This is a genomic window from Bacillus sp. FSL R5-0434, assembly GCF_038004745.1.
In the GTDB taxonomy this organism is placed as follows: domain Bacteria; phylum Bacillota; class Bacilli; order Bacillales; family Bacillaceae; genus Bacillus; species Bacillus halotolerans.
In genome coordinates this window covers 3,304,571-3,317,737 of sequence record NZ_JBBORV010000001.1, presented here as the reverse complement: position 1 = coordinate 3,317,737, position 13,167 = coordinate 3,304,571, and the positions used below count along the sequence as shown (strand labels likewise).

General features: G+C 45.3%; 14 protein-coding genes and 1 riboswitch. Of the genes, 11 read left to right on the top strand and 3 right to left on the bottom strand.

Going from position 1 to position 13,167, the window contains the following annotated elements; all coding sequences use genetic code 11:
- Positions 1 to 55: 55 nt before the first annotated feature.
- Both oxdC and NYE43_RS17365 read right to left on the bottom strand, forming a co-directional pair.
- On the bottom strand, positions 56 to 1,213 hold the full coding sequence (gene oxdC, locus NYE43_RS17370; protein ID WP_010331853.1) for an oxalate decarboxylase: 1,158 nt from the start codon (positions 1,211 to 1,213) through the stop codon (positions 56 to 58).
- A gap of 119 nt (positions 1,214 to 1,332) precedes the next feature.
- Positions 1,333 to 1,488: a YvrJ family protein gene (locus NYE43_RS17365; RefSeq protein WP_024122815.1), complete on the bottom strand. Its 156-nt coding sequence runs from the start codon at positions 1,486 to 1,488 to the stop codon at positions 1,333 to 1,335.
- 205 nt (positions 1,489 to 1,693) lie between these two features.
- Between NYE43_RS17365 and sigO the strand changes: the two genes are divergently transcribed.
- The 5 genes from sigO (at position 1,694) to NYE43_RS17340 (ending at position 6,022) form a co-directional block, all read left to right on the top strand.
- The gene (gene sigO / locus NYE43_RS17360) at positions 1,694 to 2,224 is read left to right on the top strand and encodes an RNA polymerase sigma factor SigO (RefSeq protein WP_081638364.1); all 531 of its coding nucleotides are present in this window, start codon (positions 1,694 to 1,696) and stop codon (positions 2,222 to 2,224) included.
- 3 nt (positions 2,225 to 2,227) lie between these two features.
- Positions 2,228 to 2,464: a sigma-O factor regulator RsoA gene (gene rsoA, locus NYE43_RS17355; protein ID WP_024122813.1), complete on the top strand. Its 237-nt coding sequence runs from the start codon at positions 2,228 to 2,230 to the stop codon at positions 2,462 to 2,464.
- A 151-nt stretch (positions 2,465 to 2,615) separates the two neighbouring features.
- Positions 2,616 to 3,335, top strand: coding sequence for a two-component system response regulator YvrH (gene yvrH, locus NYE43_RS17350; RefSeq protein ID WP_024122812.1), 720 nt, complete (start codon positions 2,616 to 2,618; stop codon positions 3,333 to 3,335).
- Positions 3,332 to 5,074 (top strand): ATP-binding response regulator, encoded by a 1,743-nt coding sequence (locus tag NYE43_RS17345; RefSeq protein ID WP_185848637.1) that lies wholly within the window; start codon positions 3,332 to 3,334, stop codon positions 5,072 to 5,074. The genes yvrH and NYE43_RS17345 overlap by 4 nt, the downstream gene beginning before the upstream one ends.
- A 69-nt stretch (positions 5,075 to 5,143) precedes the next feature.
- Entirely contained in the window at positions 5,144 to 6,022 is an 879-nt protein-coding gene (locus NYE43_RS17340) for an SMP-30/gluconolactonase/LRE family protein (protein ID WP_185848638.1), read from the top strand.
- A gap of 35 nt (positions 6,023 to 6,057) precedes the next feature.
- Here the strand turns inward: NYE43_RS17340 and NYE43_RS17335 are convergent, their stop codons facing one another.
- Positions 6,058 to 6,849: an SDR family NAD(P)-dependent oxidoreductase gene (locus NYE43_RS17335; protein ID WP_024122809.1), complete on the bottom strand. Its 792-nt coding sequence runs from the start codon at positions 6,847 to 6,849 to the stop codon at positions 6,058 to 6,060.
- 154 nt (positions 6,850 to 7,003) lie between these two features.
- Positions 7,004 to 7,142, top strand: a riboswitch (cobalamin riboswitch).
- A gap of 102 nt (positions 7,143 to 7,244) precedes the next feature.
- Between NYE43_RS17335 and NYE43_RS17330 the strand changes: the two genes are divergently transcribed.
- The 6 genes from NYE43_RS17330 (at position 7,245) to liaI (ending at position 13,149) form a co-directional block, all read left to right on the top strand.
- A complete protein-coding gene (locus tag NYE43_RS17330; RefSeq protein ID WP_185848639.1) occupies positions 7,245 to 8,198 on the top strand; it encodes an ABC transporter substrate-binding protein in 954 nt (317 codons plus the stop codon).
- On the top strand, positions 8,161 to 9,222 hold the full coding sequence (locus NYE43_RS17325; RefSeq protein WP_185848640.1) for a FecCD family ABC transporter permease: 1,062 nt from the start codon (positions 8,161 to 8,163) through the stop codon (positions 9,220 to 9,222). Before NYE43_RS17330 ends, NYE43_RS17325 begins: the two co-directional genes overlap by 38 nt.
- Positions 9,219 to 10,559 (top strand): ABC transporter ATP-binding protein, encoded by a 1,341-nt coding sequence (locus tag NYE43_RS17320; RefSeq protein ID WP_185848641.1) that lies wholly within the window; start codon positions 9,219 to 9,221, stop codon positions 10,557 to 10,559. Before NYE43_RS17325 ends, NYE43_RS17320 begins: the two co-directional genes overlap by 4 nt.
- A gap of 22 nt (positions 10,560 to 10,581) precedes the next feature.
- On the top strand, positions 10,582 to 11,163 hold the full coding sequence (locus NYE43_RS17315) for a cob(I)yrinic acid a,c-diamide adenosyltransferase (protein WP_185848642.1): 582 nt from the start codon (positions 10,582 to 10,584) through the stop codon (positions 11,161 to 11,163).
- 175 nt (positions 11,164 to 11,338) lie between these two features.
- Positions 11,339 to 12,607: an MFS transporter gene (locus NYE43_RS17310; protein WP_024122804.1), complete on the top strand. Its 1,269-nt coding sequence runs from the start codon at positions 11,339 to 11,341 to the stop codon at positions 12,605 to 12,607.
- 161 nt (positions 12,608 to 12,768) lie between these two features.
- Positions 12,769 to 13,149, top strand: a complete 381-nt coding sequence (liaI, locus tag NYE43_RS17305; protein WP_024122803.1) for a cell envelope stress-induced membrane anchor protein LiaI — start codon at positions 12,769 to 12,771, stop codon at positions 13,147 to 13,149.
- Positions 13,150 to 13,167 lie beyond the last annotated feature (18 nt).

Sequence of the window (13,167 nt, the reverse complement as noted above, 5' to 3'; positions counted from 1 at the left end):
TCCTTATCAGCGCTTGCAGAGAGAGAACGAGCGCTCTCTGCAAGCTGCCAGTTTTTTATTTACTGCTTTTCTTTTTCACAACCGGATGCTTTTCTTTTGAAAGGACATCCGTAAACTCTTTGCCTAAGTCAAGGTGTTCTTGGACGAAGGTTTCAGGAAGCATTGCGAGCCATTGGTTTAAAGACACATCAGCATAATGGTCATCTTTAAAGATTTCTAAAAAGACGAGCGGTTCATCGCCGAGGTTTTCTACGTAGTGGCCCATCGCAAATGGAACATAACCGACATCACCGGCTTGATAGTTAAAGGTTCTCGCATGGCCGTCAGCAGCAAAAACGGTCATTCTCGCTTTACCGGAGATGTAATATTGCCATTCATGCGTATTCGGATGCCAGTGAAGTTCTCTCATGGCGCCTGGTTCCACGGTTACAAGCGCGGATGCAATGGTTTTAGACACTGTAAAGTTTGTCGAATCCGCAATGTACACCTTTCCTCCTTCTGATGCAATCGGCTCCTGTTCAAGAAGGCGGTACGTAAACGGATAAGGCACTTCGCCGTACGGCCCTTCCACAATGTCATCTTTTAAACAGCCGGGCACAGGTTTTTCAAATATATATTTTTCTTTGCCCGGCAAATTGGCGATTTCTTCTTCTGTTACGCCAAAATTAGCGGCAATCACTTCTTTAGGGGTGTGGGCAAGCCAGTCTGTCAGCTGGAACGTGCTGTTTTCAGAGAATGACCCGTCGTCAAATACGAGCAGGAACTCTGCCCCTTCTTCAAGCGCTTGAATCGAGTGCGGCAGGCCTGACGGGAAGTACCATAAATCTCCTTCGCCTACATCATCAATAAAGCTGCGGCCCTTTTCATCCACAATCGTGACGCGTGCTTTCCCGTAGATCATATAAGCCCACTCTGCTTCCTTATGCCAATGAAGCTCTCGAATGGCGCCAGGTTTCAGCCGCATATTAACAGAAGCCAGGTTTTCTGAAATCGGCAGCTCACGTACGGTAACTTCACGGGCGTACCCGCCTTTTTCCAAACGGTTATGAGTATCTGAGAAAGAAAACTTCATATTTTCAACGGTGCCATGATCGGTTTCCGGCGGTACGAGCATATCGGGATTCTGCCGGTCCCTTTCAATATTACGCGGGATTTTCACTGTCGCTCCCTTATCTCCTCTGATTGGCTGGGGAATGTCGTTTTGTTTTTTCATTTTCCTGTCTCCTCCTTAAAAATAATTGTGGCGCAGAAAGAGAATGTGAAAGGCCTTTCGTTTTCCCTTCTGTCTTGTTAAGTGAAAAAAACCGATGAAAAGTCAACTTCGATACAAAATTAATGTTTCGCTTTCTGATCTTTCAGCTCTGTCATCAGTTCAATGAGCTGATCGAATTTTTTCTCGAAACGGGTCAGCAGGTACATCGCGATCAGTGCCGGGAACCCGAGATTGCTGATCTGCTTGACGACTTCCTCTATAAAAACCTGATCCATGAAAAACACCTCCCTCCTTTTTGTGCAGTCATGTAAGTAAGTGAAGGGAATCCAAGAAATCGTAAACCATGACTGGAAGGTTTGCTTCAGCAAGCGCTAGTCTGAAAGTAGTAGTTTACTTTTTTTTGCTTTCCTTCATTTAATTTAGTAGGGAGGCGGTTTGATGGACTATCAAGGTCTGTTGCGATCGAAATGTAAGGAGATTATGAAGCATCCCATCGTGAAGCATTTTTTGAGCAACCCTCAGCATTACCGTTTGTTCAAAAATGTAATGGAAAACCCGAATGAAAAGGATGCAAAATCGTTGGACGAGCAATTCAAGCAATTTTATAAGGAGATTCGCATCGTCAAGTATATGAATTCAATGATTCGGATTTTTTCCATCGATTTTGATAAGCGGGTTCGCAAAAATCAAAAACGGTATCCGCTGACGGTTGATCATCCGGAAGCAGGAGAACGACTTCCTGCCGAAGCGGGAAGTGACGCGTTTGAGGAATTTTTAGACCTGCAGGATGATTTGAGCCAGCATGTCCAGGATTATCAGCTTTATCAAGCGATCCAGAAGCTGACTGACAAACAAAAAAGCGTGCTGACAAAAGTCTATCTTCACGGTGCCACGATGCAGGAAATCGCTGATTCATTAGGTGAGTCCCGGCAAAATATCTCTAATATTCATAAAAAGGGGTTAGAAAATATCAGAAAGCAGCTAGAGGCGCAAAAAAAGGGGGAAAAGTAAACTGTGAGCGGCCAGTTTGAACATAATAGGAATAAAGATGAAATGTACGACATTGAGCATCTGATTGCATGCTTTTCACCGATGATCAGAAAAAAACTCAGCAATACGTCTTATCAAGAAAGAGAAGATTTGGAGCAGGAGCTGAAAATCAAAATGTTTGAAAAGGCTGATATGCTTCTGTGTCAGGATGTTCCGGGATTTTGGGAGTTTATTCTTTATATGGTAGACGAGAACTCATAACGATACCTCATTCTAAGAAAAACGGGAACATTTTGCAGGTTCCCGTTTCCTGCTGTTCACCCCCGTCAAGAGCCCTCCTATTCAAAAATGTACCAAAAAGAAACGATATAATGATAAGATGAAAAAAACAGTGACAGAAAGGAACATAAAAGTGGAAAATGCGTCAATTTTAATCGTAGACGATGAGAAAGCGATTGTGGATATGATCAAACGCGTTCTCGAAAAAGAAGGTTATCGACATATACTGGATGCGGCAAGTGCAGAGGAAGCCATTCCGGTTGTCAAGACAAATAAGGTTGATTTAATCGTATTGGATGTCATGATGGGCGGAATGACCGGTTTTGAGGCCTGCACATTAATCAGGGAGTATTCAGACGCCCCGATTTTTTTCCTGACGGCGAGATCATCGGACGCTGACAAATTATCGGGTTTTGCGGTCGGAGCTGATGATTATATTACAAAACCATTTAATCCGCTGGAATTAGCCGCGCGGATCAGAGCGCATTTAAAGCGTACGTATCAGTCGAATGCAGCCGAATCAAACAAAACCTATACATATGATTACTTTACATTTTCTCCGCAAAATGCCGAGCTGATTGTGGGCGGGGAAACTGTAGCCTGTTCGGCTCAGCTTTTGCAGCTGCTTCAGTATTTTTGCGAACATCCCAATGTGGTGCTTTCTAAAGATCAAATTTATGAAAAAGTATGGGGCTATCCTTCGTACGGAGATAACAATACCGTCATGGTTCATATCCGTAAGCTCCGGGAAAAAATTGAGCGTGACCCGAGCAATCCGGAATATATCGTAACCGTTCGCGGTCTCGGATACCGTTTTATCCCGAGTCCAGAAGGAAACGGAAAGCGCCCATGAGGTTAAGGTGGAAGTTTCTGTTTCACTTTTTCGGGCAGATGCTGATTGTTATCCTTCTTCTTTCGATCATGCTTGTGGCTTCCTTTTTCTATTTAGACTCGCGATTCAGCGATGCGGAATCAAATTCAGGGCTGACAAAGGCAACGACTGACACGCTTGAGGCGTATCTCGATGTAAACGAAGACGGGTCATGGGAAGTGGACGATTTTCTGAAGAAATCTGTTGATAAACAGCACGGCTGGATGCAAATCATTGATTCTAATGGAAAAACGGATTATTCCTACAGCGTGCCGAAAGACGTGCCCGGCACCTACACCAAGAAGGAGCTTTTGTCTATTTATAAAAGCAAGAAGCTTGATAACTATAAGCTGAATTATTGGGCAATCAATATTGAAGACAAGTCGTACCTCCTCTTGTTCGGCTGGAAATCAAAGAGCGAACAGCTGCTGACTTCCATTGAAAGCCGTGAACCCTCCATCGACTCTTTGTCACAATATAAGTCCAGTACAATTGACTATATTAAGCGTGAAAAAGGAGCCGTGTATCTGTTAGACAGAAACGGGAACATACTCGACAGCATTAACAGCAAGAAAAGCGAAAGAAAAACGATGAACCAGCTGGAGCTTCTCAAATACAGCTCTAAACCATGGAACTATAAACGGGAGATTTCTGTTAAATTCCTCGATCAAAACAGGTGGATGGTCGCTTCGGTGCCAAACCCTGTCTATATTACTGACCAGGAGTTTAATAAATCGTTTCTGAGGGTTGTCCTGAAAGCGATGTTTCTGATTATGGGCGTTTTGATTCTTTATATATTCTGGATGACTGCCTGGTATATGTTCAGATTCGGTTTGCCGATTTTTCATACAATCAAATGGCTTGTCAATCTATCAAAAGGGAAGCTTGAAGAACCGAAAAACCGTAAAGGGCGCCCTGTCAGTAAAAACAAAAAGGGAAAAATCAAACAGCCTTACCGCTTCTTCGGTGAGATATTTGAATCTATGGATCAGCTGACTGAAACGCTGAGACGGGATAAGACAAACAGAGAAAAAATCCAGGCGACACGGGAAGAATGGATCGCCGGTTTGTCTCATGATTTAAAAACACCCCTCAGCAGCATTTACGGCTACAGCATGATGCTTGAATCGAAGCAATACGAATGGTCTCCTGATGAAGTGAAAGAAATGGGACAGGTTGTCAGAGAGAAATCGGAATACATGTCAAAGCTGATCGAGGACTTAAATTTAACGTATCGTCTGAAAAATGACGCTCTGCCGATGGAGAGAAAGCTCACGAACCTCATTCCGTTTTTTAAAAATGTCATTGAGGACTTCAAGAAAAATCCGTTTTCTGAAGGATATGATATTTCATTTGTATCAAGAGAAGAGCATATTGAATTTGCGCTGGATGAAGCCTGGTTCAGACGCATTCTGGAAAATCTGCTCGGAAATGCTGTGAAGCACAACGATAAAGGAACAGCGATCCAGGTGGTTCTTGAACAGACAAAAAATCATATTTCATTGAAGGTCAAAGACAATGGAAAAGGAATGGACGAGGAAACGATTACCCATTTATTTAACCGTTATTACAGAGGAACCAATACGAAAGATCCGGCTGCCGGGACGGGGCTTGGACTGGCGATTGCCAAAGAGCTGGTGCATTTGCATAACGGAACGATTCACGTCAACAGCAGGATCAATATTGGCTCCGTCATTACCATCCTTTTCAAAAAAGAATAAGGCGTGTGGTTTGGACACCTCTTTGCCGGGAATAACAATATATAGACTGAAGCTAAAGAGGTGTTACACATGGATGCAATATTAGAAGCAGACACTAGGGCAGTAATCGGTGAAGGTCCGTTATGGGATGAAGAAAACGGCCGTCTATACTGGGTTGATATTTTAGGAAGCGAGCTCCATATTTTCGATCCTAAAGAAAAAATCAATCGTTCGGTCAAATTTACATCCTTTGTGACGGCGCTTGCGAAATATTCAAAGGATGAGCTGATCATGACGATGAAAGACGGTTTTTACCTGTATCATCTTCTTGATGATAGTCTTGAAAAAATCAAACAGCCGAAGGATATGCATGAGAGCCTTCGGTTTAACGACGCCAAATGTGATCCGTACGGAAGGCTTTGGGCAGGAACGACGAGCATGGAAGGCGAACAAAAACAAGCCTCGCTTTACCGTTTGGACACAGATGGCAGCCTTGTCAAAATGAAAGATCAAGTTTCAACCTCGAACGGTTTGGATTGGGATCGCGAACGCAGCCTGATGTACTACATTGACACGCCGACGCAGGAGATTGTGTGCTATCAATACGATCCCGAAAGCGGAAACGTCTCAAACCGAGAAACCGTCTACCGTTTTGAAAAATCGGATGGACTGCCGGATGGCATGACAATTGATCAAAACGGCATGCTGTGGGTGGCGCTGTTTGGCGGGAGCCGTGTGGTTCACATTGATCCTTTTCAGAAAAAAGAAATTGGTTCAATAAGTGTTCCGGCCAAATATGTCACGTGCTGTGCGTTCGGCGGCCAGGACATGAAAACCCTTTACATCACAACAGCTACTGAACAAATGACTGAAACAGAAAGATATGAACAGCCTCATGCGGGCGGATTGTTTTCAGCCAAACTTGAAACGGGCGGATACCAGCCGGTTCCATTCGCTGGGGAGTTATAAAAAAAACGCATCCGAAAACGGATGCGTTTTTGTATTTAAAGTGAACGGATAATGCCGCCTTCCACACGCTGTGCCGTGCCGTTAATGGCAGATGCGGCATCAGATGCAAGGAATACAATTGTGCTCGCGACTTCTTCGGCTGTTGCGTATCTTTGAATGAGTGAAGTCGGCTCATTCACTTTGAAATAGTCTTTCACAAATGTATCTGTATCCTGGCCGGCTGCCTTTGCGGCGCCCTCCATATAGGAAGCAACGCCTTCTGTCCAAGTAGGTCCCGGGAGCACTGAATTAACCGTAACCTTTGTGCCCTTCGTCATTTCAGCCATTCCTCTGGACAGGCTGATCAGCGCTGTTTTGGTCATTGAATAAGGAATCATAGTCGGAAGCGGTTTGACGCCTGCTTCACTTGCGATATTCAAAATGCGGCCGCTGTTTTTGGCAAGCATCTTTGGAAGGAAGTGACGGCTTGTCCGAACAGCGCTCATCACGTTTACTTCAAAATATTGATTCCATTCTTCATCCGTTACCTCGGCGAAATCCTTCACTTCAAAGAAACCGAGATTGTTGACAAGAACATCTATATCACCGATCTGCTTCACTTTTTCAAGAAAAGCTGCTGCTTCATCCGGTTTTGATAAGTCAGCGGCTGCTCCATGCACCGTTCCATATGAAGAAAGCTCTTCAACCGTGCGATCGACTGTCTCTTGTTTTCGGCCATTGACTATAACGGCTGCCCCTTCTTGCAAAAAGCTTTTCGCTGCGGCTTTCCCGATGCCGGAAGTTGAGCCTGTGATTAAGACAAGCTTGTCTTTTAGCTGTAAGTCCATAAGAATCATTCCTTTTTTATTGATCATGCTACTTAGTATACAAGCTGAAATTTAGTGTTTACGAGAATTTTGCTTCCATACATGCAGCGGCGGAAAAGTCATTCATACTGCATATACAAGCCTGTCAGCCATATAGTATAATAACTCCGAAAAAGGATACGAATGTCAAACAGGTGCCGGTACGTGAAAATAGCCGGCTTAATAGGGAAACCGGTAAAAGCCGGTGCGGTCCCGCCACTGTAATTGGCCTTTGCGCCAAGAGCCAGGATACCTGCCTGTTTGATAAACACGAAGTCTGCGAGGACAGATGATGTGTAAACAATAGGCTTTTTTGTTGTTTACAGCGTCTTTACCATCGTAGAGATGCTTTTTTAGTTCATTTAGGAGGAAAGGGTATGAAAAAATTAGCCGGAATATGGGCGGTGCTTCTGCTGACCGCCATTATGATTTCAGGCTGCGGCAATGCGGCAGATGAGAAGGATTCCAATGCGAAGCAAAAGACAGCCGCGTCTGAAGCGTTCCCTGTCACAATTGATGATGCGTCGAACCAGGATGTTACCATCAAAAAGGAGCCGAAAAAAATTGTTTCGTTAATGCCGAGCAACACGGAAATTACATATGCTCTCGGACTCGGTGACAAAGTGGTCGGCGTCACCACAAACGATACATATCCAAAGGAAGTCAAACAGGTTGAGAAGGTTGGGGATATGAATGTAAACGTCGAGAAAGTCATTTCTCTTAAACCTGATCTCGTTCTCGCTCATGAATCTTCCATGTCAGCTTCAGCAGATGCTATCAAGCAGCTGAAGGACGCTGGCATTGCTGTGCTGACTGTCAATGATGCACAATCATTCGCAGAGGTATACAAATCAATCGAAATGATCGGTGAAGCTGCCGGAGCTGAGAAAAAAGCGGGCCAACTGGTCAACAGCATGAAATCAGACCTGCAGGAGATTAAAGAAAAAGCGAAATCCATTTCAAAAGACGAGGAAAAAAGCGTCTTTATTGAGGTTTCGCCTGATCCTGACATTTACACAACCGGAAAAGACACGTTTATGAATGAAATGCTGAATGTCATCCATGCTAAAAACGCTGCAGCGGATCAAAAAGGCTGGGTGCAAATGACAGACGAGGTCATCGTAAAGCTGAATCCAGACGCCATTGTCACAACGGACGGTGTAAAAGCGGATGCGGTGGAAAAACGCGATGGCTGGAGCGGAATCAATGCTGTGAAACATCATCGCGTTTATGATGTTGATCCTGATCTCGTCACACGTTCAGGTCCGCGTCTGATCGAAGGGGTCGAAGAACTTGCGGAAAGCATCTACCCGGATACGTTTAAAGAATAATCGTTTTGCTGCTTATAGCATCAGTTTCTTATTTTTAGCTGCCAGTATCATATTGGGCATTTCCTGCGGCAGTCTGCCAATTCCGATATCCGCCATCTTTCATATCTTTTGGCATGAAGGTTTTGGCGGCTCTGCCGGCTCCTATGATCCAATGTATACAAATATTATGATGAATATCAGACTGCCGAGAGTCGTGCTGGCCGCCCTTGTGGGGGCGGCTCTTTCTATCGCAGGGGCTGCTTTTCAGGGGCTTTTGAAAAATCCGCTCGCTGATCCGTATACGCTCGGTGTTTCGTCCGGTGCTTCCGTCGGGGCGGTTTCAACCTTATTTTTTGGACTGCAATTACCCGTCATCGGAGGCTTTACACTGCCGGTTGTAAGTGTAGCAGCAGCGCTTGTCACGATTGTGGCTGTTCTTTCGTTCAGCCGCCTCGTTCACGCTTCGATGTCTGTCTCTACGCTTATTCTGACCGGTGTCATCATCAATTCATTTTTGGGCGCATTTATTTCTCTCATCATTGCTCTGACAGGTGATAATTTGCTGCCGATTGTGCATTGGCTGCTTGGCAGCGTCTCGATGAGAGGCTGGAGCTACGTTGCCCTGTTTCTCCCGTTTTTTCTTTTAGGAACCGTGATCCTGATCATAAACGGAAGAGAACTCAACGTGATGACCTATGGAGAGGAGAAAGCAAGGCTTCTCGGGGTCAGCGTCCAGCACAGAAAAATGCTGATTTTAATTGCAGGGTCACTGCTGACAGGCAGCGCTGTGGCTGTATCCGGCACCATTGGCTTTGTCGGGCTTGTGATTCCGCATATCACAAGATTGCTGTGGGGAACGGATCACCGGCATTTATTGCCGCTGTCTGCCTTGCTTGGCGCGGGATTTCTCGTTTTGGCCGATCTGCTTTCGAGAACAATGATTGAACCGGTTGAACTGCCGATCGGCATTATTACAGCCTTAGCGGGAGCTCCTGTTTTCGCTCTGATTTTAATTCGGCAGCATCGCGGGGGGAGAAGCTTATGATCAAGGCAGAGGGGCTGTCGGGAGGTTACGGAGACAGCCGGCTGATTAAAAATATCAGTTTAACAGTGAAGAAGGGAGAATTTCTTGGCATTCTCGGACCGAACGGGAGCGGAAAAACAACACTGCTTCACTTGCTGACAGGAACACTTCCGGCAATAGAAGGCTCCGTTTGTCTGGCTGGCAAACCACTCACTGAATATAAACCGAAGAAACTGGCGCAAATGATGGCGGTTCTGCCGCAAAAAACAGAGCAAGCCTTTAGCTTCACTGTCAAAGAAACCGTATCCTTCGGCAGATATCCATTTCAAAAAGGGCTGTTCAGCCAGCAGACTGAAGAGGATGAAGCCATTATTCGGAATGCGATGGAACAAACAGGGGTACTCGCTTTCGCTGAGAAATCGATTCGTGATCTAAGCGGGGGCGAACAGCAGCGGGTTTATTTGGCTCAAGCACTGGCGCAGCAGCCGCGCATTTTATTTTTAGACGAACCGACTAATTTTCTGGATTTGGCCTATCAAAAAGAACTGCTCGATCTTATCAAGCGCCTGACGAGAGAAAATGGGCTGACTGCTGTCAGTGTTTTTCACGATCTGAACACCGCTAGCCTGTACTGTGATGAAATCGTCTTTATAAAAAACGGAACAGCCGGGCCTAAGCAAAAACCGGAAACCGCCATCACAGAAGAGCACATTAAGGCGTTGTATAACACGAAAGTCAGCACTTTCATCCATCATCAATTGCCTAAACCGCTTATTGCAATTCAGCCTGAAAACAGCGACCTAAAGCAGCAGGCGATTCCGTTTGAAACTTTGCTGCAAGTGCGGCGCGACGAGATCCTCTTGCAAACGGAAATCCCGCTCCGCACGCTGGCTTCTGCTCCTGTCGGTTCAGGCTTTTCTTGGAACCGGACGTTTCTCCATAAACGGCTGCCTGCCCAGTCTGATCAAAAAGAGGAGCTTTCAGCCTATTTATCTGAAAACGGCTTTTATCCGCAGGAAACCTGTGCGATGGCCTCCTCCGGCAGACTTGACCGGCTTGTGTGCCGTACGTTTGAAGACGAAGAGCTGTCCGTTTGTATTTGTGTCATGTCCGGCTTTTCGATATGGATTTTGATCAACGGCTTTGCGAAAGACCAATTCTTTGTCAGGGCTGTCATGGGGGCGGAAGCCGAGCGGATGAAAGTGCTGGGCGGTGAACAGGATGAACATGGAGAAATCCTCGTTGCAGCGACACAAACTGAAGAGACATCTTCAGAAACCATAGAAAAACGGCTGAATCAATTGATTCGGTTTGGGACAGCTGAATGTGTGCGGGAGGCTGCGGACCTGCTTGAATAAGTCTGTAAAGGAGACAGATATGATGAAACTATATACAAAAACAGGCGATAACGGGCAAACGAGTTTAATCGGAGGCAGAACAGACAAGGACAGCCTCCGAGTAGAAAGCTACGGCACGATTGATGAGCTGAACAGTTTTGTCGGACTGGCTTTGGCTGAGCTTTCCGGGAAGCGCGGCTTTGAGGATCTAACGGCCGAGCTGCTCAACATTCAGCACGAGCTCTTTGACTGCGGGGGCGATCTGGCAATCATCACAGAAAAAAGAGACTATAAGTTGAAGGAAGAATCCGTCTCCTTTTTAGAAATGCGCATCGACGCCTATACAGAAGAGGCACCCGACCTAAAGAGATTTATTCTTCCGGGCGGATCAAAGGCCGCTTCGCTTCTCCATGTGGCGCGCACCATTACAAGGCGGGCGGAACGCCAAGTGGTGGCGCTGATGAAAACGGAAGAGGTCCATGAAATGGTGCTCCGTTATCTCAATCGATTGTCCGACTATTTCTTTGCCGCAGCACGGGCTGTCAATGTGAGAAGCGGTATTGACGATGTGGAGTATGAAAGAAGCGCTATTGTGTTTCGCGATCGAAACAGCAGCGGATCATAAAAAACATTATTGAAAGCTGGCATTTTCAGTACATGCCGGCTTTTTATTTTTTTCATTTTGTCAATTTCCCTTTTTACGACAAAAAATGAACCTTATGAATTATTGACTGAAAAATGGAAAAATGAGATATTGTAACAAATTGATGTAAAAAATAGGCAGTGGGGGGCTCTGATAGATGGTGAGACTCATTGAAAGTGATAGCGTCTGGAAGAGAAATTTTAACTTTCTTTTTTTCTCAAGAATAGTCAAGATTTCCGGCGATATGTTCGCATTTAATTCGATATTATGGTTTTTGATTTTTGACGGTGAAGGTGCGATCGGAACTGCTTTATTGATTGCTGTCACCTTTTTGCCGGAAGCCGTTTTAGCACCTGTGACGGGTCCTTTCATGAAGCAGAATACATTGAAATTCTGGATGTACTTTTCAGACCTGACAAGAGCCGCGGTTGTTTTAATCATTCCGATCTGCCATTTCGGCGGATTCTCTCCGCTGTGGTTTGTTATGACTCTTATGATTGTGCATTCAGCTACTGGCGCTGCCTACAATCCTGCTTCCATTGCTTTAATCCCTCAAATTGTAGATGAAAAGGGCATTCAAAAAGCAAATGCTGTGCTGCAGTCGTCCGCCCAAATTGTCCGGCTTGGAGCTGTGACACTATGCGGCGCTCTCCTTACGTTTATCAGTCCCTCATATACAATGCTTATGGCTCTCGTACTTTATCTTATTTCTGGTTTTCTTGTTCTCTTTATCAAATACACTGCTGTTGAAACAAAATCGGAATCAGCAGCCGTTGCACAGAGAGGTACATATTTTGGCAGACTGAAACGCGGTTTTGTCCTTGTCAGAAAACACCAAATCTTATATCCGCTCGCTATCTATTGTATTTTTATGAATTTCGCGGCAGCCCCTTGGGAAGCGCTCTCCGCTGTGTATGTTGCGGAGGATTTAAACGGACAGCCGATTGTATATTCGCTATTAAAAGCCACCACCGCAATAGGCGCGTTTTTATTGGGATTTGTACTGACAAAAGTAAAAGTAAACAAGTACGGACTGCTTTTCGTAACGGCAGGCATTATTGAAGGGTTCGCATTCTTTATTACCGGAATGAATACCTTTTTGCCGCTCGTCTTTTTCGCCGCCTTTACTTTTGGCGCTGCAGTCAGTGCGATCAATGTTCCCGAGTATACGATTATACAGACATCTGTCGATAGCGAGGACCAGCCGCAAGTTTATGCCGTCATACATATGATCTCAAATATTTCGATTCCGGCCGGCGCTGTCATTTGCGGATATGCCGCAAATGCTTTTGGTTCAGGAAATGTGATCGCTGCCGGGGGAGTTGTGGAAATTATCGCGGGTATCGGAATCCTTCTGTTTACAAAGCTGGCCAAAGCAGAACAATCCGATTTGGTAAAAGAAAGGGAAGCAAGTGTTCATCTGTAAAGGTTTTTGAAGAAGCCATGCCTCGTGCATGGCTTTTTTTATGCCGCTGGGTCCGGTGCTGTCTACGACTCTGGTCTTATCCAAAAATCAATCTCTGATTCGTTTTGCTCATCTTCTGTTTTGTATAAGATGAAGACAAGGAAAACGAAAGGAGGATCTGCATGAAGATCAACAAGAAAACGATAGGCGGATTCTTATTAATTGTATTTGGAATCTCCGTCTTTTTTGGGGGAGGCAGCTTCGGATTTATGATTCCGCTTGCGATCGGAGGCTTGCTGACATACGCGGGAATCAAAAGATTCGCAGCGGGCAAAACCATCACAGGCATCATCTTGGGCGGAATCGGGGCGATGATGCTCATTTGCTCACTGCCGTTTCTCGTCGGAATTGCACTCGCAGCCGCTATGGTGTATTACGGCTGGAAACTGATGAAAAACGGATCCGCGGAAAGCGATGTGTCAGGCTTTGACCCTGAGCCAGCTTCTGCCGGCTACCAGTCTCATTTTGATGACGAATGGGAAAATTTCTTAAAGAAAAAATAACACATGATATGAGGAGGA